The sequence below is a fragment of the Streptomyces sp. NBC_00872 genome (genome assembly GCF_045161915.1).
Classification (GTDB): Bacteria; Actinomycetota; Actinomycetes; order Streptomycetales; family Streptomycetaceae; genus Streptomyces.
Genome location: NZ_CP108806.1, coordinates 1851978 through 1878675, shown reverse-complemented (window position 1 = coordinate 1878675; position 26698 = coordinate 1851978). Strand labels below are relative to the sequence as shown.

Below are 26698 nucleotides of genomic sequence, written 5' to 3'. Positions count from 1 at the left end.
CGATGCCGATCACGCGGTCCGTGGACCCCTACGGGACGTGGCCGTCACCGATCGACGCCACGCTGGCCGCCTCGCACGACGGGCGCCCCGAGTATGTGGGGGTGGTCGGTGACGAGGTGTGGTGGACGGAGCCGCGTCCGGCGGAGGAGGGCCGGCGCGCGCTCGTGCGGCGGCGCGCGGACGGCCGTGAGGAGTCGGTGCTGCCGGCTCCCTGGAATGTCCGCAGCCGTGTGATCGAGTACGGCGGTGTGCCCTGGGCCGGTGTCACCCGGCCCGGCGCCGGCCCGCTGATCGTCTTCGTCCACTTCCCCGACCAGCGGCTGTACGCGTACGAGCCGGACGGCGATGGCGGGCCATGGCCGCTCACCCCGGTGTCGGCGACCGGCGGCGGACTGCGCTGGGCCGATCCCCGGCCGTATCCGGACCGTGGTGAGGTCTGGTGCGTGCTGGAGGAGTTCACCGGCGAGGGACCCACCGATGTACGGCGGGTGATCGCGGCCGTCCCGCTGGACGGCTCGGCCGCCGAGGACCGTTCGGCGGTACGGGAGCTGTCCGACGACCGGCACCGCTTTCTCACCGGACCCCGGCTCTCGCCCGACGGACGGAAGGCCGCCTGGCTCGCCTGGGACCATCCGCAGATGCCCTGGGACGGCACGGTGGTGATGCTGGGCGAGGTGACCGGGACCGGTCCGTTCGCGGAGGTCGGGCCGCTCGTGGGGGACATCGACGAGTCGGTCGCGCAGGTCGACTGGGCGCCGGACGGCTCGCTGCTCTTCGTCTCCGACATCGGCGGCTGGTGGGAGCTCCAGCGCATCCGCCCCGAGGCGCTCGGCCCGGACCGGACACCGGGCGTCATTCCGAGCACCAGCCTCTGTCCCGGCCGGAGGGAGGAGTTCGGCGGACCGCTCTGGAAGATCGGCCTCCAGTGGTTCCACCCCATGGAGAACGGGCTGATCGCCGTGCTCCACGGCAGGGGCAGTACCGCGCTCGGCGTTCTCGACCCGGCGACCGGCGAGCTGGCGGACGCCGTCGGACCCTGGACGACATGGGCACCCACCCTGGCCGTGCGGGGCGACCGTGTGATCGGGGTCGCGGCGGGTCCGCGCGGCGCGTACGAGATCGTGGAGCTGGACACCGCCACCGGACATACCCGGGTGATCGGCGCGGAGCACCGGGACGCGGTGGACCCCGCGTACTACCCCGAGCCCCTGGCCCGTACGTTCACCGGGCCCGGGGGCCGTGAGATCCACGCGCATATCTATCCGCCGCACCACCCGGGCCACCGCGCGCCCGACGGCGAACTGCCGCCCTATGTGGTCTGGGCCCACGGCGGACCCACCAGCCACGTGCCGCTCGTCCTCGATCTGGAGATCGCCTACTTCACCTCGCGGGGCATCGGTGTCGCCGAGGTCAACTACGGCGGCTCCACCGGCTACGGCCGGGCCTACCGCGAGCGGCTGCGCGAGCAGTGGGGCGTGGTCGATGTCGAGGACTGCGCGGCCGTCGCCGAGGCGCTCGCCGCGGAGGGCACCGCGGACCCGGCCCGACTGGCCGTACGGGGCGGCAGCGCGGGCGGCTGGACGGCGGCGGCTTCGCTCACCACCACGGATGTCTACGCCTGCGGCACGATCATCTATCCGATCCTCGATCTGCTCGGCTGGGCGACCGACGAGACCCATGACTTCGAGTCGCGGTATCTGGAGTCGCTGATCGGCCCGCTCGCCGAGGTCCCCGACCGCTACCGCGAGCGTTCGCCGCTGCACAACGTCGACCGGATCACCGCGCCCTTCCTGCTGCTCCAGGGGCTCGACGATGTGATCTGCCCGCCCGCGCAGTGCGAGCGGTTCCTGGAGCGGATGGCCGGACGCGGCATCCCGCACGCGTACCTGGCCTTCGAGGGGGAGGGCCACGGCTTCCGCAGGGCCGACACCATGAGCCGCGCCCTGGAGGCCGAACTGTCGCTGTACGCGCAGACCTTCGGCATCGACCGGACCGACCTCCCGCGGCTGGAGCTGATGAAGTGACCGACGCACCTCGGAGGTCACCGGCCTCACCCACGCCGCCCACAGGTCTGCCGCCGCTGACCAGGCCCGCGCGGCTACGTCCCGGGGCCAGGGTCGCGGTGGTGGCCCCCAGCGGGCCCGTACCGCCGGACCGGCTCGAAGCGGGCCTCGACATCCTGCGCGGCTGGGACCTCGACCCCGTCGTCGCCCCGCATGTCCTGGACCTCCATCCCCGGCTCGGTTATCTCGCGGGCACGGACGAGGACCGTGCCCGCGATCTCCAGGAGGCGTGGTGCGACCCGTCCGTCTCCGCGGTGCTCTGCGCGCGCGGCGGCTACGGGGTCCAGCGCATGGCCGATCTGCTCGACTGGACGGCGATGCGGGCGGCGGGGCCCAAGGTCTTCGTCGGCTACAGCGACATCACCGCGCTGCACGAGGCGTTCGCCCGGCGGATGGGTCTCGCCACCCTGCACGGCCCGATGGTCGCGACCGTGGCCTTCCTGAAGGACGCCATCACCCAGGAGTCGCTGCGCGCCACGCTCTTCGACCCCGAGTCGGTGCGGACCCTCGGCCGGGACACGGCCCGCGCGCTCGTCCCCGGCCGGGCCCGGGGCGTCACGCTCGGCGGCTGCGTCAGCCTGCTCGCCGCCGATCTCGGCACCCCCTACGCACGCCCCTCGGCGGCCGGGGGGCTGCTGCTGATCGAGGACGTGGGCGAGGAGCCGTACCGCCTCGACCGTATCCTCACCCAACTCGTGCGCTCCGGCTGGCTGGACGGCGTCGCGGGTGTCGCGCTCGGATCCTGGACGGAGTGCGGTCCGTACGACGCCGTGAGGACGCTGTTCCTCGACCGGCTCGGCGGGCTGGGTGTACCGGTCGTGGAGGAGCTGGGCTTTGGGCACGGCGAGTCGGCACTGACGATGCCGCTGGGTGTGCCGGCGGTCCTGGACGCGGAGAGCGGTACCCTCACCCTGGAGATGCCCGCGCTGGTCTGACCTCGCGCCTGCCTGACCCTGCTGAGCCGGCCAGGTGCTGAGCCGGCCAGGTGCTGAACCGGGCCCGTGGCCGCCCGGTCCCGCGCGCCCCCCTGGCCCCCCGGTCCCGCCGGCCGCCCGGTCTAAGCTGACGCGATGCCCGACACGCACATCCCGCTCGCCGAGGGTCCCCGCGTCCTCGTGCGTTCCTTCCGCCACGACGACGCCGACGAGTTCACCGCGCTCGTCCGCGAGAGCAAGGCCCTGCACCACCCCTGGCTCTTCCCGCCGGGGACCGCGGAGGCGTACGCCGAGTACGCGCGCCGGCTCATCGAGGACCCCACCCGGGCGGGCCATCTCGTCTGCGCCCGCGACGACGGCCGGATCGCGGGCTTCATCAACATCAACAACATCGTCCGGGGCGCCTTTCTCTGCGGAGCCCTCGGATACGGAGCGTTCGCGCACGCCGCCGGGCGCGGACTGATGGGCGAGGGGCTCGGGCTGGTGGTGCGCCATGCCTTCGGCCCGCTCGGACTGCACCGGCTGGAGGCCAACATCCAGCCCGGCAACACCGCCTCCATCGCGCTCGTACGGCGTGCGGGCTTCCGGCTGGAGGGTTACTCGCCGGACTTCCTGCTGATCGACGGTGCCTGGCGCGACCACGAACGCTGGGCGATCACCAAGGGGATGCCGGGCGCGGCCTTCGAGTGAACGTCCGCCGAGTGAGCGCCCGCCGGATCAGCGTCCGCAGAGTGAAGCGTCCGCCGAGTGATCGTCGGCGGACGGGTGAGCGGGTGACCGGCCCCGGGGTCAGCGGCCCTTGCGGTTGATCTTCATGGTGTCCATGTCGGTCACGGTGGACCGCAGCTCGCCATGGCCGTACCCCAGCGTCTTCAGCGCCGTCCCGGCCCGGTCCTCGGCGAGCGCCCCCGCCATCTCCTCGCCGTCCGCCGCGTCCGAGACGACCACATACCGGTAGCTGAAGTGCTTCAGCGTCCGGTCGTAGGTGAGCGAGCCCTCGGGGGTGAACCGCATCTCCGTCAGACCGTGCTGGTCCGCCTCCCCGAGCAGCCGGGCCCTGGTCCCGTCCGTCAGCCCCTCGAACGTCCCCCGCACGATCACCCGGTAGGTATGCCGTGTGGTCATCCCGTCGCCCGCCTTCCGTTCTTGCTTCCGCTCTCGCCGAAACCGCTTGGAGATGGAGAATACGACGGTGAGGATGGCCCGCATGCGGAATATCGTGGTGATCGACGCCCCCTCCAACCTGGGGCTGCGTCCCCCGGCGCCCGGTGCGGTACCGGGCTGTTACAAGCTCGCGGGCGCCCTGCGTGAGCAGCGGATCGTCCAGCGGCTCGGCGCCTTCGAGGGCGGGGTCGTCGTCCCGCCGCGTTATGACCGGGGTGACTGGAAGGAAGGCGACGGCGTCTTCAACGCGGCTGCCATCGCCCGCTACACACCCCGGCTCGCCGACCGGATCGAGCACCATGTCAGGGCGGGGGACTTCCCGGTCGTGCTGGGCGGCGACTGTTCCATCCAACTCGGCGCGTCGCTCGCGCTGCGCCGGATCGGACGGTACGGCCTGGCCGCCATCGACGGTTCCGCGGACTTCCGGCACCCCGGCAACTCCGGGCACGTCGGCGCGGCGGGCGGCGAGGAACTGGCGATCAGCACCGGACGCGGCCAGCGCGATCTGACCGATCTGGAGGGGCTGCGGCCGTATCTGCGCGACGAGGACATACGGCTCTTCGGGATCAGGGACTACGACACGGACCGCGAGGAACTCGCGCGGCTGAGGATCCCCACCATGTCCGTCGGAGAGCTGCGCGAATGGGGCGTCGCGGAGATGGCGGGCGCCGTGCTCCAGACACTGGAGGTTCCGGTCACCGAGGGATTCTGGGTCCATCTGGACGCGGATGTGCTCGACCCGGAGGTCATGCCGGCTGTCGACAGCCCGGACCCCGGTGGTCTGCTGCCCGCCGAACTCGCCGTACTGCTGCGGACCTTGGTGCGCTCGGAGCGCTGTGCGGGCCTCAATGTGACGATCTACGACCCGGACCTCGACCCGGAGGGCACGGCGGGCGCGCTGCTCGCGGATCTGATCGTGGGCGCCCTCGGCGACGGCCACCCCGGCCGTGAGAGCGGCGCCGGTTCCGACGGCTCGCCCTGAGGGCCGGGCGGCCAGGCCGCCGCGTCTGAGCGTGCGCACCAGGCGTCGCGTGCCGGGCGGGATCTGTCAGACAGGACCTGGTCCGCCTGGTACGCCGAGTCCCCCTGGTCAGCGGGGCGTCCACCGTGTTCCATGGTCATCGGGCCGCCGGCCAAAGGAGCTGTCGGCCGCCCGCGTGAACGAAGCGAGGTTGCCGTGGCCACGACCGTGCGACGTGCCGTACTGACCCTGCCCGCCGCCCCCCTGGGGCCGGAGAATCCACTGCCGGCCCTGCGGACCCTCGACGAGGCGCACACGGTCGACGAACGCGCCAGAAGGAAACTGCCGAGCGACATGGCACGGCAGATCGGCTATGAACCGCTGCGCACACCGCTGCCCGTCCGGATTCTGGACGGATACGGACGGGAGCGCCGCGAGACCGATATCGACGCGATCGTGATCGAGAACGACCGGCTGCGAGCCACCGTGCTGCCCGGCCTCGGCGGCCGGGTCCACTCGCTCCACCACAAGCCGACCGGACGTGAACTGGTCTACCGCAACCCCGTGTCGCAGCCCGCCTGCTTCGCGCTCAACGGGGCGTGGTTCTCCGGCGGTATCGAGTGGAACATCGGCGCCACCGGCCACACCACCCTCTCCTGCGCGCCGGTGCACGCCGCGCTCGTACCCGCGCCCGACGGCGGCGAGATGCTCAGGCTCTGGGAGTGGGAGCGGCTGCGCGATCTGCCGTTCCAGGTGGATCTGTGGCTGCCCGACGGCTCAGACTTCCTCTATGCCGGCGCGCGGATCCGCAATCCCCACGAACGGACCGCGCCCGTCTACTGGTGGTCCAACATCGCGGTCGAGGAGGGCGAGGGGACCCGGGTGCTCGCCCCGGCGGAGTCGGCCTGGCACTTCGGGTACGAACGCAGGCTGCGCGAGGTGCCGGTGCCGGTGGCGGAGCCCGGCGGTACGGACCACACGTACCCCACGCGCGCCGAGTTCCCGGCCGACTACTTCTACGAGGTGCCCGGCGGGGCGCGGAAGTGGATCGCCTCGCTCGACGCGCGCGGCACGGGCCTCGTACACACATCGACCGACACACTGCGCGGGCGCAAGCTGTTCCTGTGGGGCACGGGCCGCGGCGGGCGCAACTGGCAGCGGTGGCTGACCGAGCCGGGCACACCGGGGTACGCGGAGATCCAGGCCGGGCTCGCCCGTACCCAGCTCGAACACATCCCCCTCGAAGCCGAGGGCGAGTTGAGCTGGCTGGAGGCGTACGGACCGCTCACGGCGGATCCGGAGGCGGTCCACGCGGACGACTGGGACAGGGCCCGTACCGAGGTCACGGAGCGGCTCGAAGCGGTGCTCCCGCGCGCGGACGTCGACGCCGCGTACCGGGCTTGGCTGCCGTACGCCGACGCCGAACCGGGAGAGCGGCTCGCGGCCGGCTCCGGCTGGGGCGCGCTCGAAGTGCTCCGCGCCGGGTACAAGCTTCCGGGCACGCCCTTCGAGGAGTCCACGCTCGACGAGGAGCAGGAGCCCTGGGTGGAGCTGCTGACCACCGGCATGCTGCCGGTGCCGGACACCGCCGTACCGCCGGGGCCCACGCTGGTGGCCCCGCACTGGCGGGACATGCTGGAGACCGCCCTGGACGAACCGCTCACCGAGTACCACCTCGGTGTCGCGCAGTGGCACGCCGGGGATCTGGCCCAGGCCGTACGGAGCTGGGAGCGCGGGCTGCGCCGGGCGACCTCGCGGTGGCCGCTGCTGCGCTGCCTCGCCGTCGCCGACCAGCAGGGCGGACACCCGGGTCTCGCAGCCGACCACTACGCGGCGGCCTTCGACAGCCTGTACGAGGAGAGCGGCGCGCGCGGTCTTCGGGAGGAGGGGACCGGGGGCGCGGACGGCGGCGACGCGGACAGCGTCGCGGACGGCGGCGACCGTGCGGCATGGACCGCCGCGACCGCCGCGCTCGGGCGCGAGGCGATCCCGGCACTGCTCGCGGTGGACCGTACCGCCGAGGCGCGCGGGGTCTGGGACCGGCTGCCCCCGGAGGTACGGCGGCGCGGCGCCTTCCGGTTCGCCGAGGCCCAACTGCTGCTCGCCGAGGGGGAGAAGGCCGCGGCCCGCGCGGTCTTCGACGCCGGTTTCGAGGTGCCGGACCTGCGGGAGGGCGCCGAGACACTCGGTGAGGTGTGGGCGGCGCTGACGGACGATCCGCTGCCGGACGCGTACGAGTTCCGGATGCGGCCGAAGGGCTGAGCCGCCCGCCCTGCCCCGGCTCGTCGGCTCCGCCCCGGCTCGTCGGCTCTGCCCCGTCGGCCCTGCCCGGTTCATCGGTCCGGGCGGGGCCGGCCGGCGGGCCGTCAGTTCTGGATGGCTCTGCGGTCGACGTACTCGAAGATCGAACCGTCGGGGTGTACGGCGATCAGATTGCGGCCCACCGGGGTCGGCACCGGCCCCACGAGGACCTGGGCGCCGACCCCGGTGAGGGTCGTGACCGCCTCGTCCACATCCTTGACGGCGATGGTCGCCGTGACCTTGCGCAGGACATCGATCTCGGACGCGGGGCCGCTCATCAGAAGGAAGCAGCCGACAGCGGCGACCGAGACTCCGCCGCGCTCGTAGCGGAGCGCGGAACTTCCGGTGAGTCGTTCGTAGAACACCACCGAACGGTCCAGGTCGTCGACGCAGATGCGCAACGTGGTTCCCAGGATTTCCATACGGATCAGGTTAGTTGGCGACGCCGGGACAGGTCAGGTTAGTTGGCGACGCCGGGGCAGGAGATCGATTCGGGCGGCGGAAGGCGGACTCACACGCGGCAGAGGATCTCGCCGTGCGGGACCATGAACCAGCCGTCCTCGTCGGCGCCCCACTCCCGCCAGGCCCCGGCGATCTCCGCCAGCCGGGCACGTGTGGCGTGTCCGCCGCCGACCGCCAGTTCGCCATAGCGCGAGGCCGTCGTACGGTCCGCCCACAGCCCGCTCCACCAGGCCCGCTCCTCGGGGCTGGTGAAGCACCAGTTCGTCGCGGTCGCGGTGATGCCGGAGTCGGCGAAACCGGCGCGCCGCGCCCAGGAGAGCAGCCGCCGCCCGGCGTCCGGCTCACCGCCGTTGGCGCGCGCCACCTCGCGGTACAACTCCTGCCAGCCGTCCAGCCCCGGTACGGCCGGGAACCAGGTGAAGGCGCCGTAGTCCGCGTCGCGCGCCGCGACGACACCGCCCGGTCTGCACACCCGGCGCATCTCGCTCAGGGCCCGTACGGGATCGCCGACATGCTGGAGGACCTGATGGGCGTGGACGATGTCGAAGGAGTCGTCTGGGAAGTCCAGCGCGTGGACATCGGCGACCGCGAAGCGGACCTGTGCCACGCCGGCCGCCGCCGCCGTCTCCCGCGCCTGGTCGAGGACGGACTCGGAGGCGTCGACCGCCGTCACCGTCCCCGTGGGGGCGACGAGCGCGGCCAGATCGGCGGTGATGGTGCCAGGGCCGCAGCCCACATCCAGCACGTCCTGCCCCGGCCGCAGCTCGGGAAGGAGATACGCGGCGGAGTTGGCGGCGGTACGCCAGCGGTGCGAGCGCAGCACGGACTCGTGGTGTCCGTGGGTGTAGACGGCGGTCTCCTTCGGCATGGCCGGACTCCCTCTCGCGAAGTGGTCAGGCCACGGTACGCCGCGATGTCGGATGATGAGACCCGTGTCTTACGATGTGGGCGGAAGGCTCCGGGCTCCGGGTGCCGGTCGCGGGCCGGGCCGAGCGGGGCGGGCCCAGCGGGCGCGGGCCGGGACCGTTCCCGGTCCGGCCGGGTGAGGACGCCCTCCGCCCCGCGATCCACGGCACCGGCCACCGCTCCCGGCCGGCCCTGGTCCGGCCCTGGTCCGGCCCTGGTCCGGACGGAGGACCTCAGAGCAGCGCCTGCGGGCGGTAGACCGTCAGCGACTCCGCCGCCTTGTCCAGGACCAACTCCGACGGTGCCTCGGCCACTTCGCCGTCGAACGCCAGCGGTGTGCCCGGAGCGATGCCCTTGATGTGCAGCCGGCTTCTGCGCTCCGCCGCGTGGACGGGAGAGCGGCTCAGCGGGCCGGCCAGTGCGGCGGCGAGCAGCCGCAGGCCCGGGGCACGGCCGCCGTGCACCACCCGTACATCCAGCAGACCGTCGGCGAGATGGCGCCGGTGACCGGGGGTGGGGCCCATCCGCTCGTACAGGGAGTTCCCCGCGAACAGCAGCCACAGCGAGCGCCGTCGGCCCTCGAACTCGGCCTCCAGAGGATGTCCCTCGCGGAGCACCTTCAGCGCGGCGAGGATCCCGGCGGGCCAGCCGCCGATCCGGGGCGCCCAGTGTTCACGCACCCGTACCAGCTCCGGATAGACGCCCAGACTGAAGGTGTTCAGGAAGTGGCCCGTGGCAGCGCCGTCGGGACCGGGGGTGAAGCGTCCCAGATCGACCCGGATCGCGTCGCCCGCCGTCAGCGCCCGGCAGGTGTCCTGGACGGTCTCGTTCCCCAGGTCGTACGCGAAGTGGTTGAGCGTGCCGCCCGGGAAGACGGCCAGCGGCAGACCGTACCGGAGGGCGGTCCTGGCGGCCCGGTTGACCGTTCCGTCACCGCCGAGCACACCGAGGGCCCGGCAGCGGCCCGCCGCCTTCTCCAGCTCGGTGCCGATCTCCTCCGGCGCGCACTCCACGATCTCCGCGTGCGGCAGCGCGTCACGCACCTGCGCGGCGGTGCCCGACGAGCCGGAGGCCAGATTGACCACGACGATCAGCTCCCGGCCGCCGGGCAGCGCGGGTGCCTCGGTGTACGGGCGGCCGGGCGCGGGGAGCTGCGAACGGGTCGGTACGAGCCCGCGTACGGCGTAGGCGGCCCCGACCCCGAGCGCCGCCCCCGCCAGCACATCGCTCGGATAGTGCACCCCGGTGTAGACCCGGGAGAGAGCCACGGCGGCGGCCAGTGGCGCCACCACCGCGCCCCAGCCCTTGGACTCCAGCGCCACGCCCGTCGCGAAGGCCGCCGCCGAGGCGGCGTGTCCGGACGGGAAGGACGTGGTGAACGGCTGGCGGTTCAGCCGCCGTATCACCGGTACGCCGTCGATCAGGGGTCGCGGACGGCGCACCGCGCGCTTGCCCACCGTATTGATGGTGGCCGACGCGAGCCCGAGCGACACCACACCCCGCAGGGCGGCCCGGCGCGAGCGCGCGCCGCGGCCCAGTACGGCGATGCCCGCGGCGGCGCCGAACCAGAGCAGTCCATGGTTGGCGCCGCGGCTGAGCCGGGGCAGCACAGGGCCCGCGCCCGGCCAGTGCCGGGTGGCGACGGAACCGAAGGCCCGCTCGTCCCAGGAGCTGAGCAGCGCCGCGATCCGGGCACGGGTCCCCGGGGGCACCTGGCCGTGGAGTGTGGAGCCGGCGAACGTCGCAGAGGTGGGGAACATGGAACGCGGGTACCCCGAAGGCGGCGTCGTCAAGCAGGCCGGCGGGACGGTGTCCCGGGAAGCACCCGGGAAGCACCCGGGAAGCACGGAGCCGCGAACCTCCGTATAAAGGGCTGGAAAGGGATGGAAAAGGCCCGGATCGCAAGGGGCCGGATCGTGAGGTCCGGGCCGCGGGGAATTCAGGCCGCAAGAGTCCAGGGCCCAGGGTCCGGACGGCGGACGGCGGACGGTGGACAGCGGACGGCAGACGGCTGCGGGAGGTGGCGGTATGCGGCGGCGGAGTGCTCCCGAGGGCCGCGTACCCGTCCGGTTCGCCCCGCCCGTCCCCGAGGCGGGGCTGCCCGCCCTGCCCGGACTGGCAGGCGCGTGCGCCGGAGCCGCCCTGCGGACCGAGCCGGAGCCGCCCGGCGGCGGCGCGGTCCTGCGGCGGGCGGCGTGCGGCTACTGGTCGCGGCGCGGACTGCACGGCGGCCCCGACGACATGGTGGCGGCGCCCGGCGGGCAGCCGCTGCTGTTCGCGCTGCTCGCCGCGTACGGCGGGGACGTGCTGATGCCACGGCCCTGCCCCGCCTGGTGGGCCCCGCAGGCGCGGCTGCTGGGACGGCCCGCCTACCAGGTGCCGACCCCGGCGGAGACGGGCGGAGTACCCGATCCTTACGCCCTGCTGGAGACGGTCCGCAGAGTACGGGCCGAGGGCGGCACCCCCCGGGTGCTGCTGCTCTGCCCCGCCGACGACCCCACCGCGACCGTCGCCCCGCCCGAACTGGTCCATGAGGCCTGCGAGGCGGCGGTCGGCGAAGGGCTGCACGTCATCAGCGACGAGACCTGGCGCGACACCCTCTTCAGGCCGCACGAGACCGTGCTGTTCAGCCCGGCGGAGATGTGGCCCGACGAGGTCGTCGTCGTCCATGACGCGGCGGGCTCACTTCTTCCGGCCGCCTGGCCGATGGCCGTCGCCCGCTGTCCCGCCACCGCGGAGGGCGCCGCCCTGCGGGCCAGGACGCTCGACATCCTCACCGCGCTCGGCGCGCTGGTCGCGGGACCCGTGGCCGGGGCCGCCGCCCTCGCGCTCGACGAGCCGGAGACGGTGACCCGGCGGACGCGGGCCACGGCCGAGCTGTACGGGAGGGTCGCCGTGGCCGCCCACCGCGCGGTGCTCGCCTCCGGCGCCTTCGCCAGACCCCCGCAGGCGGGCCGTCATCTCTACGCCGACCTCGGGCCGCTCAGGGCGCGGCTGGCGGAGCGGGGGGTCACCGACTCCATGGAGCTGGAGAACCATCTCGGCGGGCGTCTCGGGACCCCCGCCCCCGGCGGCCACCGGTTCGGGGACGAACTGGGCGCCCTGCGCGTACGTCTGTCGACCGCGGCGCTGCTCGGGGCCACCCCGGAGCGCCGTCTGGAGTCCCTCATGGCGGCGGAGCCCCTGGAACTGCCGTATGTCGCGCGGGCGCTCACCGACTTCGCGTCCGCCTTCGCCGAACTGCGCTGAGGTGCTGACGGTGCTGACCGTCTCGGCTCAGGTCTCCTGTCCCTCCGGGCTCCGCGGCCCCTCGGCGCGCTTCCGTCCCGCCGCGTCCCGCCGTCCCTTCCGGCCGGGGCCGCTCCCGTCAGGACCGTCCGTACCGTCCGACCGGTCCGCTCCGCCTGTCCGGTCCGGACGCCGCACTCTGTGCCAGAGCGCGGGGGCGCCGCTCAGTACGACCGTCAGCACCACCGCGGCGAGCACGCCCTCCCAGGGTTCGGCGAAGAGCGAACCGCCGAGCACCCCGATGAGCTGGTACGTCACCGCCCAGGCCAGACAGGCCGGTACATCACCCCGGGCGAACCGGCGCAGCGGCCAGTCCGCGAGCAGACAGGCCAGCATCACCGGAATCCGCCCGGCGGGCACCAGCCGGGAGAGCACCAGCACCGTCACCCCGTGCTCGCGCAGCTTGAGCTGGGCCTGCTCCAGCCGGTCGGGCGGGGCATGCCGGCGCAGCGCGGCCAGCCAGCGCGAGCCGTTCTTCGAGCCGACCCCGCGCTTCCCCAGCCAGTACAGCGCCACATCGCCGAGGAAGGCCGAGAAGGCCGCGACCAGGAACACATAGACCATGGAGAGCGGTGACGTCTGATGGAACGCCACCACCGCCGCCGAACTCACCACCGCGCCCGTCGGCACCACCGGCACCAGCGCGCCCAGCGTCACCAGCAGAAAGACCGACGGATAGCCGACGGCCTGCTGGGTCGACTCGGGCGGCAGCTCGGCGAGGCGGGATATGAGTCCGTCGATCACACCCCCACCCCCGGGCGCACGCTCTCGCCGTGCCGCAGCAGATGCACGGCCACCCCGGGAGCGAGCCGGGCCGCCTGCCGGACGAACTCGTCGCCCGGCGCGTAGAACTCATGGGGCCGTACACCGTCCAGACCGATCGGCCAGTACGTACCGAAATGCACCGGTACGGCCGCGCGCGGCGCCAGTTGGGTCAGTGCCTGGGCCGCACGCCCGGCGTCGAGATGGTCCGGCCCGAGATGGGGTCCCCAGCCGCCGACCGGCAGCAGTGCCACATCGACCGGACCCACGGCGTCCGCCATCCCGTCGAAGAGTCCGGTGTCACCGGCGAAGTAGGTCCGCGACTCACCGCTGATCACATAGCCGAGCGCCGGGGAACGGTGGGGTCCGACCGGCAGCCGCCGGCCGTCGTGGCGCGCGGGCACGGCCCGTACCCGCAGCTTCCCGATCTCCATCTCGTCGCCCGCGTCGACCTCGGTGATCCGCAGTCCCGCCGGGTTTCTGCGGGCGTCGAGCCGTCTGAGCGCCGGAACCGACCGGTCCGCTCCACGCGGCACGATCAGCCGGGTACCGGGCCTGAGGCGGCTCAGCGAGCGTGGATGGAGATGGTCGGAGTGGAGATGGGAGACCAGGACGGCGTCGGCGACCGTCGCCTCCGGCGGTGGCACCGGTCCGAGCCGGCGGCGCAGATGGGCCAGCCTGCGCACGAAGAGCGGGTCGGTCAGCACCCGGACCCCCGAGTCCTCGACCGTGCAGGTGGCATGGCCCCACCAGGTGATGACAGTTCCCAACCCGACCTCAGCTCCGACCTCGGCAACGTCCGGCCGGCTCCGGCCACCGGCTTCCTCCGCCCGCCCCGCGGACGCGATCTCCGCACTCAGCGTACGGCGGTGGCGGGACGGGCGGGGCGGCATGGCGGCGGCCATGCGCGCGGGCCGGATGCGCCTGGTCGCGCGCCCCTTGCCCGCCGCGTACGCGCCTGCCCGGCGGGGGCGCCCTCGGAGTAGGGTCTGCGCACGGGGCCGAGCGCGGGGAGCGGTGGGGGACAGCCATGGACGATGTACGGGTGGCCGCGATCGCCAGCCTGACCCCGCTGGAGGAACTCGACAGCGATCCCTTTCTCGTGGACACCCGTGGCCAGCACGCGATGTGCGCGCGCTGGGCCGAGGACAAGGGCTATGTCGTCACGAGACAGCTGCTCCTCTACGGACTGCGGCCCGACCACCGCGGACTGTGGGTCGATGTCGACGCGGGGGTGGTGGACCTGTTCGTCGCCGCCAACGAGCGGGTGCTCGACCGGGCGTTCACATCGGTGCGGGCCTTCGCCGAGGAGTGCGAGCGCAGAGGCGTACGGCTGGAGACCGTCGGGCTGGACGAACCGCGCTATGACGCCGCGATGAAGGCGGGTGTCCACCGCAGGCTGTCGATGCCGACGGCCGGCTACGACGGCCGCTGACACCCGGCCGCTGACACCCGGCCGCTGACACCCGGCCGCTGGCACCATGCCGTCGGCAGCCAGCCGCTGACACCAAGCCGTCGGTACCAGGCCGTCGGCGCCCGGCCGCCAGTGCCCCGTTCCGTCCCGGGGGCAGAGTGTTCGAATCCCGCTCCGCCCGGAGCCCGGCCGCGGCTGTGCGAGGCTGGGCCGGAGCCCGTGGAGGTGCACGGGCCCGGACATGAGGTGGCAGGGGAAGTGCTCCAGGGGCGGTGGCGTACGACAGGCAGGGCCCTGCTGCGGGTGATCGTCGTGTGGGCGGTGTCCTCACTGACGATGCTGGTGCTCGCCGGGATCCTGCCGGACTTCCGGCTCCAGTCGGGCGACGGCGAGAGCATCACCAAGGTCGCGCTTACCGCGGCCTGGGGCGCGGGCGCCTTCGGTCTGCTCAGCGCGCTGGTCTGGCCCCTGCTGGTACGGGCGCTGCTGCTGGTGCCCGCGCTGGTCCTCGGTCTGCTGGTGTTCTTCCTCAACGGCTCGCTGCTGCTGTTCGCGCTCTGGATCATTCCCGTCGGCCAGGGCGCGGCCAACGCGGAGACGGCGGTGATGGTCGCGGCCGTGATGTCCGCCGTCGCCTCCGCGACCTCCACCGGACTCGCGGTCGGTGACGACGACGCCTACCGGCGCAGGCTCTCGCGGCTCGCCGACCGGCGGCGGCGCAGAAGCGGCGAGGACGGCCGGCACGCCGGACAGCCCGGCACGGTCTTCCTTCAGCTCGACGGGGTCGGCCACCGGGTACTGGAGGACGCCGTCGCCGGGGGCGTGATGCCCCATGTCGCCGCGTGGCTCGGGGAGAACCCGACCCACCGGCTGACCCCGTGGCGCACCGACTGGTCCAGCCAGACCGGCGCCAGCCAGCTCGGCATCCTGCACGGCACCAACCACGACGTCCCGGCCTTCCGCTGGTACGAGAAGGACAGCGGCCGGATCATGGTCAGCAACCGGCCCGCGAGCGCGGCCGTGCTCCAGCGCCGGGCCATCGAACGCACCGGTGACGGCGGGCTGCTCACCCTCGACGGCGCCAGCCGGGGCAATCTCTTCAGCGGCGGTGCCGACCAGCTCGCGCTGGTGCTCTCGATCGCCGCGCGGCGCGGCAGGGCCAACCGCTCCCGCGCCGGCTACTTCGCCTACTTCTCCGACCCGGCCAACGCCGTTCGTACGGTGGTCTCCTTCGTCGCCGACGTCGGCCGCGAGATCGGGCAGTCCACCCGGGCGCGGCTGCGCGGCGACCGGCCCCGGGTGGGGCGAGGCGGGCTCTATCCGCTCATCCGGGCCTTCGCGACCGTCGTCGAACGCGATGTGGTGGTCGCGGCGGTGCTGGGGGACATGCTGGCGGGACGGACCGCCGTCTACGCCGACCTCGTCGCGTACGACGAGGTCGCCCATCACTCGGGACCGCACAGCAAGGACGCCCTCCAGATCCTCCGGCGGCTCGACCGCTCGGTCGGGCTGATCGCCAGGGCGGCCGAGCACGCGCCGCGCACCTACCGGATCGTGCTGCTCTCCGACCACGGCCAGAGCCCGGGGGCGACCTTCGAACGCGTCTACGGACTCACGATCAGGGATCTGGTCAGAGCGGGCTGCGGACTGCCCGTACCGCGCAGGGCCCAGCGGACCAAAAGCGGGGCCGAGGCGCGCGACGCCGCACGCCACGCCGTACGCTCCGCACTCCACCGGCCGGAGCGGGTGGGGCGGGAGGAGACGGCGGAGCCGGGCTCGGACCCGGTCGTGCTCGCCTCCGGCAATCTCGCGCTGATCTCCTTTCCCGACGTACCGGAGCGGATGAGCCGCGAGCAGATCGACCGGCGCCATCCGGCGCTGCTGCGCACCCTGGCCAGCCATCCGGGCATCGGCTTCCTGCTGGTACGGAGCGAGGAGCACGGCTCGGTGGTGCTGGGGCCCGGCGGGGCGGAGGTACCGGTCGGCGAACTGGACGACACGGGGCCGCTCGCCCATATGGGTCCCGGCGCGGCCGACGCCGTACGCCGTACCGACTCCTTCCCGCATGTCGCCGACATCATGGTCAACTCGATGTACGACCCCGCGACCGGGCAGGTGCACGCCTTCGAGGAGCAGATCGGCTCGCACGGCGGGCTCGGCGGCGAACAGTCACGGGCCTTTCTGCTCTCGCCGCTGGTGCTCTCCGCACCGGTTCCCGCGCCGAGCGAGGACGGCGGTGGTGAGGACGGTCAGGGCGGCGACGGCGAGGGCGGCCGTAACGGTGGCGGTGACGGTGGTGAACTCGTCGGCGCCGAGTGCGTGCACCGGGTGTTCAGACGCTGGCTCCGCGAGGGCGGCGGACCTCAGGTGCCCCTCGGAACGCTGAGCGGCGGCATCGCGAACGCGTGGTCCACCGAGGCACAAACTGCCGAGGGCGAACTGGACTCGGCATAGGCATCATCCCCCATGCGAGCGATTTCCGCCGGTAGCAGGACGCGCCACGGCGGTACCTGGGCAGAGGACGCATGTCCAGGAGGTCGTGCCCATGTACCATGCCGCGCCCGCTGTTACCCATGCCGCAGCCGCCCGTGCTGCCGCCGTGCGGCGGGCCGGGCTGGTGACGCTGCTGGTACTGATGGCCTTCCTGGGCATGTCGCTCGGACCGGGCGTCCCGGCGGTGCGGGGCACGGAGCCCCCGCCCCCCGCCTCGGCCACCCGTGAGCCCGCGGGTGAGGGACAGCAGGACCCGGCCGAGACCGAGCTGAAGACCGCTCCCGGCAGGACGGAGCGGATCGGCGGGCCCCGGGTACACCCGCTGCCCCACGGCGGACCGTACGGGACGGAGCCGACTCCGTACACCGGCCGGTGCGCCCCGGCAGGACCGCCGCGCGAACCGGCGTTCCCCCGCTGTGTGGTGCTGCGCTGCTGACAGGTTCCGGCACCGCGTGCGTTCCGCGCGCCAAGTGCCCTTCGAACGTCAGCAGTTGATTCAGCCCCATCTCACAGTGAGGACACAGCCATGCCTATTGACCCCTTCGCCGCACTGAACGCCATGCTGCGCGCCGAGGCCGCCCGCGCCGACGCGTCCCGTCGCCGCGCCGCGGCTTCGGGCTCGGGCTCGGGAAGCTCCGTGGGCTCGGGAGGTGCCGAAAGTTCGGCAAGCTCGGGAAGTTCGGGAAGTCCGGCCCGGTCGGCGGCCTCCGCGCGCCCGGCGGGCACCGGGCGGGACGCCGAGCCCGTACCCGCCGTGGACCGCGCGGCCACGGACAGGAAGAGGATGAGGATCGGTAGGCGCGCGTAGCGGTCCGGCTCGCCACGCGGCCGGTCGTGTCCGCCCCTTGAGGACGCGACCGGCCGTACGGCACGCCGGGGACGGCTGACGAATCAGCGGACCGCTCTCGGCCGGACGCTCACGGCGGCCGGACGCCCGGGGTCGGACGCCCGGGGTCGGGCGTTCCGGGGCCGGACGATCCGGGTCAGACCACGGTCACTTCGTGGTGTACGACGGCGTTGAAGAGATAGCCCTGCGTGTTGTGGACCGCGACCTCGGGCTGCCGACGCCCCGCGTGGTCCGTCGCACGCGCCAGCAGTACGGCCGTGCCCCGCTCGCGTGGGACCCAGTCGGTGGCCCAGCGGACCCAGTTCCCGGGCCGGGGCGCGTCGCGCAGCCGTGCGTGATGCCAGTGCGCGCCGCCGTCGGTGCTGATCTCCACCGACCGTACCGGCGCCCCGCCCGACCAGGAGCGTCCCGTCAGTATCCGCCGCCGGCCGGCGGTGACGGTGGCTCCCCGCTCCAGCTCGAAGGCGCTCTTGAGGCTCTGCCGGGTCAGCGGCGCACTGCCTTCGGCGGGGTACGCGTCGCCGAACAGCCGGTAGAGCGTGGTGTTCCAGGGGCTGTACAGCGGCTCGTCGCTCACCTCGATGTCACCGAGCCACTTGATGTTCGAGACGCCCACCCAGGACGGGACGATCAGCCGGACCGGGAAACCGTGGTCGGCGGGCAGCGGCTCGCCGTTCATCTCGTACGCGAGGATCACATCGTCCAGCGCCTTCGCCGGCGGCAGTGGTCTGCGCACCCGGCCCAGGTTGACGCCGTCGGTGACGACCTCGGAGTCGAGTCCGCGCGGCAGGATGTCCACGGCGTCACGGGTGAGACCCGCGCGGCGCAGTACGTCGCCGAGGCGCGCCCCGCGCCAGCGTCCGACGCCGATGGCGCCCAGGGTCCAGGCCGTGCCGGTCACCTGCTGGTTCTGCTGGGTGGTGTAGTAACTGCGGCCGTTTCCCGCGCACTCGACGAAGGCGGTACGGGTGACGGACGGCAGCGCGCGCAGATCGTCGTAGCCGAAGTCCACCGCCGGGCCGCGCAGTCCGCTGCCCCAGACCGTCAACTTCCAGTCCTCGGCGGCGATCCGCGGTGTGACGGTGTGGTTGCGGACGAAGAAGTGGCTGGCGGGGGTGAGCCGGCCGGTGGAGCGCAGGGCCGCGAAGTTGGTCTCGGCGTTGGTACCCCGGACGGTGAAGACGTCGGACGGCAGTGGCTTCACGATGCCGGGCGCGGCCGAAGGAGCCGTGGCCGCCTGCGCCGTAGCCGTAGCCGTGGCCGCCTGTGCCGCAGCGGTCGGTGCCGTGGCCCGCGCGGTCGTCGCACCGACCGCCGTGAGGGAGCCCGCGGCCGAGGCCGCCGTGAGCAGCTTCATCAGGACACGGCGTTCGACACCGGCGGATCGCGCGTGGCCGAGGTACCACTGACGCAGTCTCATCCGGTCGTACGCGGACTCGGTCGGCGGAACGGGCGGCATCGGGCGCTCCATGGGTAGGGAGAGATCCGTAGGGCGTCGGCAGCGTCGCAGCGGCTCCGTCGCACGTCAACCACCCTTCTGGGACGCCGAGTTGCCCGGCCCGGCGGGCTCGCGGACCTGTCACGCCGCCCCGTACACCCGCTCCGACCTGCGCCGGAGCGACCGGATCCGACGCGTGCGCGCCGTTGTCCCGGCGGGGCCGGGCGCACGGGTGATTTCATCGGGCCGCAATACAGCCCGGCGCCGGACGCGCGCGGTACGGGCAGGGCGCGGTACGGGGGAGGGGGCCGTGAGCGGCTCCCTCCCCCGTGAACGTGCTCGGCACACCCGTGGGCCAGCTGGGTCAGCTGGGTCAGCCGGGTCGGCCGGGTCAGCGCACCGGAGCGCCGGGGCCGAGGGGGATGCCCACGGCCCACCAGACGAGGAACAGCGCCGTCCACGCGAGCGTCATGGCGACCGCCAGCGGAAGCGTGTACGAGGCCAGCGTGCCGATACCCGCGTTCTTGCGGTAACGCTGGAGGAAGCCCAGCGCCATGATGAAGTACGGGCTCATCGGGGTGATCGCCGTCGACCCGGAGTCCGCGACCCGGAACAGCGCCTGGGTCGTCTCGGCGGGCACGCTGACGAGCATCAGCATCGGCACCAGGACGGGCGCGGCCAGTGCCCACATCGCGGATCCGCTGGTGACCATCACATTGACCAGCGTGAGCAGTACGAGGATCAGCAGGAACACCAGGACGATCGGCATCCCGCTCTGTTCCAGCGCCTCGGCGGCCCTGACCGCCAGCACATCCCCGATGTGCGTCCAGTCGAAGTACGCGAGGAACTGGGCGATCGCGAAGAACAGCACCAGCACCGGCGCCATCTGCTTGACGCCCTCGCCCATCAGCCTCGGTACGTCGCCCGGCGAGCTGATCGAGCCCGAGCGGTAGCCGTACACGGTGCCGACCAGACCGAAGACCACCGCGACGACCGCCGCGATCCCGTCCAGGAACGGCGAGTCCACGATGCTGCCGCCCTCGCCGCGCAGCGGTGACGCCTGCGGCAGCATGACCGCGACCACCACCACGAGCGTCGCCAGCAGGGTGAGCACGGCGCCGCGCAGCGCCGAGCGCTCCCGGGCGCTGAGGGAGAGCGCTCCGAGGTCCTCCAGATCGGCGTCGGGGTCGGCGTCGAGATCGGGCCGTCGGCTCAGTACGAACTTGGTGACCAGGGTGATGACGGCCGCGAGCAGCACCGACGAGGCGATGTTGAAGAACCAGTTGCTCAGCGGGGAGACATAGGCCGCGTCCCCGCCGACGATCTGCGCCGCCGCGGTGGTGATGCCCGCGAAGATGGCGTCGTTGGGCGTGGGGATCGGGCTCGCGTCGTACCCGGAGGCGATCGCCGTGTAGGCGACGACGATACCGAGGATGGGGGAGCGGCCCACCGCGCGGAAGGCCAGACCGCCCAGCGGTACGAGGATGATGTACGCGGCGGCCGAGGCGACATGGGCCACCGTGCCCGCGAAGGCGACGGCGAACACCACCCAGGAGGCCGGTACCCGCGAGACGCTGACCCGCATCAGCGCCGCGAGGAAACCGGTGCGCTCGGCCACGGCGACGCCCATGATGACCACGACGATGGTGGCCATCGGCGGGAAGGTGGCGAAGTTCTCGATCATCGTCGAGACGGCCATGGCCAGACCGTCGCCGCTGAGCAGATTCTGTACCGCGACGGTCTTGTGGTCGCTGGGCGAGACGACCGAGACATCGGCCGCGGCCAGAATGGCGCTGACGACCGCGAGCACGGCGGAGAGGATCCAGAACAGCCAGAACGGATGCGGCAGCGCGTTGCCGGCCCGCTCGATGACGGCCATCGCGCGGACGACGCGGGGCAGTCGGTTCTCGTCGCCCGGCGGGGCGGGTCTGCCGGGTGGCGCGGGGGTCGAAGTGGTCATGGGAGCGGCTCCTTGCTCGGTTCCTGGGCCGTCGGGGCTCAGTGACGGGAGGACGGGGACGGGGGAGTGCGGAACTGGCGCAGGAACTTCCACAGGACCTCGTGCGCCTCGATGGTCTGGGTGGTGTAGCCGCCGCCGCTGTAGATCTCGGCGCCGGGCCAGGTGTGACCGCCGTCGGTGACCGCGACATGGCGGACCTCGGCGCCCCGGTCACAGCCGCGCCAGCGCGAGACGGTGATGTCGGGTCCGGTCACCCGGTCACGGGCGCGCGTGTCACAGCCGTTGCGGTCGGCCCAGCCGGCCACCCAGTCCTGGATCGCGGGGAGTCCGCGGTCGGCGTCCCCGGCGTACGGGATGGTCGCGTCACCCGTGCCGTGGAACTCGATGACCGGCACGGGACGTGACGGCTCGCACTCCTCGCCGGTCGGGTAGAGGGCGGCGGCCACGGGGGCGATGGCGGCGATCCGGTCGGCCGCGCGGCAGGCGAGCAGCGTGCCGACGAAGCCCGCCCCGTTGGACTTGCCCGTGGCGTACACCCGCCGTTCGTCGACGCAGAGTGTCGCTTCGAGCCGGTCGAGGAGGTCCTCGGTGAACTTGACGTCGTCCACACCGGCCGCCGCGTACGGAGCGCCCTGCCACGCCTGCCGGTCACCGTCCCCGGTGCCGATGACACCGTCGGGGTACACCACCACGGCGGGGAGGGTCGAGAGCTTGGAGAACTCCTCGGTCCCCGCACCGGTGTTGCCACGGCCGTGGAAGGCGAGGACCACCGGCCAGTCGCGCTTCTTCGCGTAGTCGTCGGGGAGATGGAGCTGGTACGTACGGTCACGGCCACCGCTGCTGATGGTCTGCGACACGCTGGTGCCGGGCTGCTGAGGGGCGGGCAGCCGGCAGGCGGACTTCGAGCCGCCCTTCGAGGATGCGGCGGTCGCGGGGGCGGCGGCGGTCGCGGTCCCGGTGGCCGCGACACACAGGACGAGGCTCACGGCGGCTGTCGCCATCCGTTGGAGGGAGTTCATGGCAGGCTCCTTCTGCCGGACGCCGGAGGCGGACGGCTGGACTGGGTTCCGGGCAGGGGTGCCCCACGCTGCGGGGCGGGATCGCGTGCTGGACGCGCGACGGCCGATGCGCGACGGGCGTCGTGTGTTCGCGATGTGAGGTGCGTACGGAGCGGTCCGACGCGGTGCGGTGCGGTGCGTGTCACGTGCTGTGCGCGCTCTGTACGGTCGCGCTCTGTGCGGTGCGGTGCGGTGCGGTGCGGTGCGTGGTGTGGTGCCGGGTGTGCTGTGGTGTGTGCTGTGCGGGATGTGTTGTCGTACGGGAAGGGGCTGCCTACGGCATCACGCGCGCCCTCGCGGCCTTGCGGAAGGACGGACGGGACGGGTGCGCGATGCCGTACACGGGTGGAGCGGCGGCCGGTGTGGTGTCAGACGTCCAGCCACTCCTTGACGAAGGCGACCAGCCGGACCACGACGGCGTCGACGACCGCCTGTCCGTCCTCGGCGGTCGCCCGGCGCGGGTCACCGAGGATGCCGTTGTCACTGATCCGGTCGTAGCGGACGGCGAGCGCGGGGTGGCTGCCGTGGCGCGAGAGCCGGGGGAGCGGATCGAGCTGCGAGGTGGACGTCGTACCGGCCACAAGCCGGTCGGTGTGCACCAGTTTGGGGGCGAGATGGAGCATCTGCGCGGTCTCGGCCTCACCGCTGTGGCCGTGCACCTCGCTGACCCCCATCCCCGACACGACATCCGCGGCGAGCGCGGTGACGGGTGACCAGGCGAACTGGAGATCGGGGTGGGTGGTGAGCAGATCCTGCGCCACCGTGCCCAGCGTGGCGTTGTTGCCGCCATGGCCGGTCACCACGAGTATCTTCCGCCAGCCATGCCGGTGGAGGCTCTCCACATACTCACGGACCACCGCGGCCAGGGTCGTGGTGGTGAGGGTGACCGTGCCCGCGAAGGCGAGATGGTGCGGGGAGACACCGACCGGCAGAGGGGGACCGATCACCGCGCGCCCGGCCAGTGCGGCGGCCACCCGGTCGGCCACCCCCTCGGCCCGGATGGTGTCCGTGGCCAGTGGCATACCGGGACCGTGCTGCTCGAACGCGCCCGCCGGGATGATCACCACAGGGCTCGCGGTGACCGCCTCGGCGGCCTCCAGGGTCGTCATCTCGGCCAGCCGCAGCGGCGGTCGGGCGTTCATCGGGACACCTCCGTCTCCGCGCCGGTGTCTTCGGAGGGCCTGGCATCGCCCTCCGCGCCGGCCGCCGGGAAGTCTGCGGCGAGGACCGCCTCGCGGATGGACCCGAGGTGTTCCCGGGTCAGCCGCTCGGCCGCCTCGGCGTCCCCGTCCCGTACCGCCGCGAAGATCTCCACATGCTCCGCGTGGTCCCGCGCGCGGTCGTTGTAGCGGTGCCGGATCTCGACCTGCTCCCGGGCCCTGACCTGGAGCAGCGCCTCGACGGCCTCGCGCAGCAGCGCGTTGCCGCTGGCGGCGGCCAGCGCCACATGGAAGTGGACCGACTGCCGCAGCGACTCCTGGGGCGGATGCAGCGCGTTGGTGGACGCCGCCTCCAGCCGTGCCACGGCCTCCGGCACCCGGGTACGGGCGGCGGCCGCGGCCACGGCGGGTTCCAGGACCAGCCGAGCCTCGACGAGTTCGAGCACCGACTCACGACTGCCGCGCGGGAGATGCGGATTGGCGAGCAGCCGCCGCTCACTGCCGGGACCCACATACGTACCCGAGCCGTGCCGGAACTCCACCACGCCCGTGGCCTCAAGTCTGCGCAGGGCCTCGCGGACCGTGGGCGTGGTGACGTCGAACCGGCGGGCGAGATCCCGGGAGGACGCCAAGGCGTCCCCGGGAACCAGCCGTTCGGTGCGGATGATCTCGACGATGCTGTCCGCGAGATGCTCGGACAGCGACAGTTCACTGCGACTCATAAAGTGAATAGATCACTTGATCTCTTGGGGTGTCAATGGTCGTGACAGGAATGATTTTCGGCCAAGCGGAACGTGTCAGACCGCGCCCGGCACCGGGCCTGTGCTCTCCCGCTCGATCAGCGTCGGCAACGGCACCTGTACGGTGCGGGGCTCGCCGCCGTCGAGCAGCGCGGCCAGCTCCCGCGCCGCGATCCGGCCGAACCCGATGGTGTCGCGGGAGAGCGCCGTCAGCCACGGCCGTACCAGCCGGCACAGGGCCGAGTCCTCCCACGAGACGACCGAGACATCGCCGGGTACGGAGAGTCCCAGCTCCGCCGTGACCGCCGCGCCGGCCGCGGCCATCACATCGTTGTCGTAGATCAGGGCCGTCGGCGCCCCGTCCTGTGCCAGCACCCGACGGGTCACCGCCGCGCCCTGGGTGTCGGAGTAGTCCGTCGTCAGCGAGCGCACCTCGGCCAGCCCGCGCCGGTCGGCCTCGATCCGCAGCGAGCGGATGCGCCGCTCGGTGTGCGCGAGCGAGGGGAGTCCGGCGATATGGACGATCCGCCGGTGGCCCAGCGCGGACAGCCGCTCGACGACGGACGCCATCGCGCCCGCGTCGTCGGCCCGTACCTGTGACAGAGCCGGATGCGGACCCGTGTCGCTGCCGGGCAGCGCGCCGATGACGACCCCGGGCAGACCCAGCCCGTCCAGCAGTCCCGGCCGGGGGTCGTCGGTCCTGGGGTCCACGACCAGGACGGCGTCCACCCGGTGCTCGGCCCACCAGCGCCGGTAGACCGCGCACTCGGCGTCCATGTCCTCCACCACCTGGAAGAGCAGACCGAGTTGGCGTTCCGACAGGATCTCCTGGATGCCGGAGATGAGCTGGAGGAAGAACGAGTCCACGCCGAGGGTCGCCGCGGGCCTGGCCAGCACCAGCCCGACCGTGGCCGAGCCCTCGCCGGAGAGCGCCCGCGCCGCGGTGCTGGGCCGCCAGCCGAGCTGTTCCGCGACCCGGCGGACCCGGTCCCGGGTCACCTCGGAGACACCGGGCCGGCCGTTGAGCGCGAACGAGACGGCGCTCTCGGAGACCCCGGCGCGCTGGGCGATGTCCTTCATCGTCGGACGGCGCGCCGGAGTGCGTCTGCCCGCTGGACCGTCACTGGCCGACGGCCGGTTCGCTGCCACCCGTGTGCCCCTTTTTCCCGTACCTTCCGGCCGTACCGGACGAGCTGTGTGGACCTGGACTAATGCGCTTGAGTCCGAGCATCCTAAAGCGCATTAGTCTTTCGTACAAGGAAACCGGCAGAGCCGCTCTGAGCTGCACCGACGCTGTTCCCTTCGGTGTAACTCCCGGTTCCGGCAGGCGAATCTGTTGACTTTGCCCCGGACAGCTTGCAAGGTCTGCGGGGAATGAGCGGCCGGCGGCCCGTGGCTCCGGCCCGCCGCAGGCCCGCCAGAATCCGAGCAAAGGAGCCGTTCACCGTGCGCATCTCCCGCAGAGCAGTCGCCGTCGCCGCTGTTCTCGCCACCGTCCTGCCGCTCAGCGCCTGTGGCGGAGGAACCGACACGGACGAGTCCTCCGACGCCTCGGGTGCCGTCAAGGGCCGGATCACCTTCCAGACCTGGAACCTCCAGGCCAACTTCAAGGACTACTTCAACGGGGTCATCGAGGACTTCGAGAAGAAGTACCCCGACACCGAGGTGAGATGGGTCGACCGGCCGGCCGAGGGCTACGCCGACAAGCTCAGCGCGGACGCCGCCGGCGGCACCCTGCCCGATGTCGTGAACGTCTCCCCCGACCAGGTGGCCCCGCTGGCCAAGGCCGGACTCGCGCTCGATCTCGACCAGGACAGCACGGCGGCCGCGTTCCGCGACGAGTATCTGCCGGACGCCTGGAAGAGCCATCAGATACCGGGCATGGAGGGGACGTACGGCTTCCCCTGGTACCTCAACACCGGCCCGATGTTCTACAACAAGAGGCTCTTCAAGGAGGCCGGGCTCGACCCCGAGAAGCCGCCGACCACCTATGACCAGGTCTTCGAGAGCGGACTGAAGCTGGCCGAGCGGAGCGACGGCGAGATCGCCACCCTCGCCCAGGTGCCCACCATCGAGGACTTCGGCCGCTACGGCGTCCAGCTCATGAACAAGGAAGGCACCGCCTTCGCGTTCAACGACGCCAAGGGGGTGGACATGCTCACCCGTTACAAGGAGCTGTTCGACGCCAAGGCGCTCGATCCGCAGGCGCTCACGGCGACCCCCGAGACCTCCGGCAGCAAGTTCCTCACCGAGTCCGTGGCCATGAACCCGGGCAGCGCGCTGGATCTGGAGAACTTCAAGAAGCAGGCCCCGACGCTCTACAAGAACATCGGCATCACCGACCAGGTCACCAGCACCGGCAAGGTCAACATGTATGTCATGGGCGTGATGGTCAACTCCAGGACCAAGGAGAAGCCCGCCGCCGTGGCCTTCGCCCACTTCGTGACCGACGCGACCCGTCAGATGTCGTTCGCCAAGCAGGTCGCCATCTTCCCGAGCACCAAGGGATCGCTGGACGACCCGTACTTCACCGAGGAGGACGGCACCGACGAGACCCGCGTCCGGATCGCCGCCGCCAAGTCCCTGAAGAACGCGGTCAATTACACACCGGTCCTGTTCAGCGAGCAGATGAAGACCGAGCTGCGCAACGAGGTGGCGAAGGCGCTGCAAGGGAAGCAGAGCCCACAGGAGTCGCTCGACCGCGCTGTCGCGGCCTGCGACAAACTGCTCAAGCAGAGCTGAGCCG

Annotated in this window: 22 protein-coding genes; 10 read left to right on the top strand and 12 right to left on the bottom strand. The window is 72.6% G+C overall.

The genetic code is table 11. From position 1 onward, the window contains the following. Nucleotides 1-2 precede the first annotated feature (2 nt). From OG214_RS08085 to OG214_RS08075, 3 genes are all read left to right on the top strand, one after another. The gene (locus OG214_RS08085; RefSeq protein ID WP_405984336.1) at nt 3-2024 is read left to right on the top strand and encodes a S9 family peptidase; all 2022 of its coding nucleotides are present in this window, start codon (nt 3-5) and stop codon (nt 2022-2024) included. Beyond that, a complete protein-coding gene (locus OG214_RS08080; RefSeq protein WP_405984335.1) occupies nt 2021-2998 on the top strand; it encodes an LD-carboxypeptidase in 978 nt (325 codons plus the stop codon). The genes OG214_RS08085 and OG214_RS08080 overlap by 4 nt, the downstream gene beginning before the upstream one ends. Before the next feature lie 135 nt (nt 2999-3133). Then, nucleotides 3134-3688, top strand: a complete 555-nt coding sequence (locus OG214_RS08075; protein WP_405984334.1) for a GNAT family N-acetyltransferase — start codon at nt 3134-3136, stop codon at nt 3686-3688. A 99-nt stretch (nt 3689-3787) separates the two neighbouring features. On the opposite strand, the gene OG214_RS08070 is transcribed toward OG214_RS08075, so the two are convergent. After that, nucleotides 3788-4123 (bottom strand): DUF6204 family protein, encoded by a 336-nt coding sequence (locus OG214_RS08070; protein ID WP_405984333.1) that lies wholly within the window; start codon nt 4121-4123, stop codon nt 3788-3790. 82 nt (nt 4124-4205) lie between these two features. Here OG214_RS08070 and OG214_RS08065 point away from each other — a divergent pair, with 82 nt between their 5' ends. Together OG214_RS08065 and OG214_RS08060 are read left to right on the top strand one after the other, a co-directional pair. Beyond that, nucleotides 4206-5144 carry an arginase family protein gene (locus OG214_RS08065; protein ID WP_405984332.1) on the top strand — a complete coding sequence of 313 codons (939 nt, stop codon included), beginning with the start codon at nt 4206-4208 and terminating at the stop codon, nt 5142-5144. A 195-nt stretch (nt 5145-5339) separates the two neighbouring features. Beyond that, a complete protein-coding gene (locus OG214_RS08060; protein WP_405984331.1) occupies nt 5340-7385 on the top strand; it encodes a DUF5107 domain-containing protein in 2046 nt (681 codons plus the stop codon). A 104-nt stretch (nt 7386-7489) separates the two neighbouring features. On the opposite strand, the gene OG214_RS08055 is transcribed toward OG214_RS08060, so the two are convergent. The 3 genes from OG214_RS08055 to OG214_RS08045 all read right to left on the bottom strand — a co-directional run bounded on the left by OG214_RS08055 (nt 7490) and on the right by OG214_RS08045 (nt 10552). Continuing rightward, the gene (locus tag OG214_RS08055) at nt 7490-7846 is read right to left on the bottom strand and encodes a VOC family protein (RefSeq protein WP_363079622.1); all 357 of its coding nucleotides are present in this window, start codon (nt 7844-7846) and stop codon (nt 7490-7492) included. Nucleotides 7847-7935: 89 nt separating this feature from the next. Then, nucleotides 7936-8754 (bottom strand): methyltransferase domain-containing protein, encoded by an 819-nt coding sequence (locus OG214_RS08050; protein ID WP_405984330.1) that lies wholly within the window; start codon nt 8752-8754, stop codon nt 7936-7938. A gap of 271 nt (nt 8755-9025) precedes the next feature. Beyond that, a complete protein-coding gene (locus OG214_RS08045) occupies nt 9026-10552 on the bottom strand; it encodes a bifunctional phosphatase PAP2/diacylglycerol kinase family protein (protein ID WP_405984329.1) in 1527 nt (508 codons plus the stop codon). 268 nt (nt 10553-10820) lie between these two features. Between OG214_RS08045 and OG214_RS08040 the strand changes: the two genes are divergently transcribed. Continuing rightward, entirely contained in the window at nt 10821-12041 is a 1221-nt protein-coding gene (locus tag OG214_RS08040; protein WP_363079619.1) for an aminotransferase class I/II-fold pyridoxal phosphate-dependent enzyme, read from the top strand. 27 nt (nt 12042-12068) lie between these two features. Here OG214_RS08040 and OG214_RS08035 read toward each other — a convergent pair whose 3' ends face one another. Further along, complete coding sequence (locus OG214_RS08035; protein ID WP_405987453.1) at nt 12069-12821, bottom strand: DedA family protein; 753 nt, start codon at nt 12819-12821, stop codon at nt 12069-12071. Then, a complete protein-coding gene (locus OG214_RS08030) occupies nt 12821-13612 on the bottom strand; it encodes an MBL fold metallo-hydrolase (protein WP_363079618.1) in 792 nt (263 codons plus the stop codon). Before OG214_RS08030 ends, OG214_RS08035 begins: the two co-directional genes overlap by 1 nt. Before the next feature lie 260 nt (nt 13613-13872). Here OG214_RS08030 and OG214_RS08025 point away from each other — a divergent pair, with 260 nt between their 5' ends. From OG214_RS08025 to OG214_RS08015, 3 genes are all read left to right on the top strand, one after another. Further along, nucleotides 13873-14277 (top strand): hypothetical protein, encoded by a 405-nt coding sequence (locus OG214_RS08025; protein ID WP_363079617.1) that lies wholly within the window; start codon nt 13873-13875, stop codon nt 14275-14277. 237 nt (nt 14278-14514) lie between these two features. Beyond that, nucleotides 14515-16710 carry a phage holin family protein gene (locus tag OG214_RS08020; protein ID WP_405984328.1) on the top strand — a complete coding sequence of 732 codons (2196 nt, stop codon included), beginning with the start codon at nt 14515-14517 and terminating at the stop codon, nt 16708-16710. 85 nt (nt 16711-16795) lie between these two features. Next, the gene (locus OG214_RS08015; RefSeq protein ID WP_405984327.1) at nt 16796-17185 is read left to right on the top strand and encodes a hypothetical protein; all 390 of its coding nucleotides are present in this window, start codon (nt 16796-16798) and stop codon (nt 17183-17185) included. A 547-nt stretch (nt 17186-17732) separates the two neighbouring features. Here the strand turns inward: OG214_RS08015 and OG214_RS08010 are convergent. The 6 genes from OG214_RS08010 to OG214_RS07985 all read right to left on the bottom strand — a co-directional run bounded on the left by OG214_RS08010 (nt 17733) and on the right by OG214_RS07985 (nt 25032). After that, nucleotides 17733-19055, bottom strand: a complete 1323-nt coding sequence (locus OG214_RS08010) for a sulfite oxidase (protein ID WP_405984326.1) — start codon at nt 19053-19055, stop codon at nt 17733-17735. Nucleotides 19056-19425: 370 nt separating this feature from the next. Further along, nucleotides 19426-20994 carry an AbgT family transporter gene (locus OG214_RS08005; RefSeq protein ID WP_405984325.1) on the bottom strand — a complete coding sequence of 523 codons (1569 nt, stop codon included), beginning with the start codon at nt 20992-20994 and terminating at the stop codon, nt 19426-19428. A 38-nt stretch (nt 20995-21032) separates the two neighbouring features. After that, the gene (locus OG214_RS08000) at nt 21033-22013 is read right to left on the bottom strand and encodes an alpha/beta hydrolase family esterase (protein WP_405984324.1); all 981 of its coding nucleotides are present in this window, start codon (nt 22011-22013) and stop codon (nt 21033-21035) included. 407 nt (nt 22014-22420) lie between these two features. Continuing rightward, nucleotides 22421-23194, bottom strand: a complete 774-nt coding sequence (locus OG214_RS07995; protein WP_363079609.1) for a creatininase family protein — start codon at nt 23192-23194, stop codon at nt 22421-22423. Beyond that, the gene (locus OG214_RS07990; RefSeq protein WP_405984323.1) at nt 23191-23934 is read right to left on the bottom strand and encodes a FadR/GntR family transcriptional regulator; all 744 of its coding nucleotides are present in this window, start codon (nt 23932-23934) and stop codon (nt 23191-23193) included. Before OG214_RS07990 ends, OG214_RS07995 begins: the two co-directional genes overlap by 4 nt. Before the next feature lie 75 nt (nt 23935-24009). Continuing rightward, complete coding sequence (locus tag OG214_RS07985) at nt 24010-25032, bottom strand: LacI family DNA-binding transcriptional regulator (protein WP_363079632.1); 1023 nt, start codon at nt 25030-25032, stop codon at nt 24010-24012. 366 nt (nt 25033-25398) lie between these two features. Between OG214_RS07985 and OG214_RS07980 the strand changes: the two genes are divergently transcribed. Continuing rightward, on the top strand, nt 25399-26694 hold the full coding sequence (locus tag OG214_RS07980) for an ABC transporter substrate-binding protein (RefSeq protein ID WP_405984322.1): 1296 nt from the start codon (nt 25399-25401) through the stop codon (nt 26692-26694). Nucleotides 26695-26698: the final 4 nt, after the last annotated feature.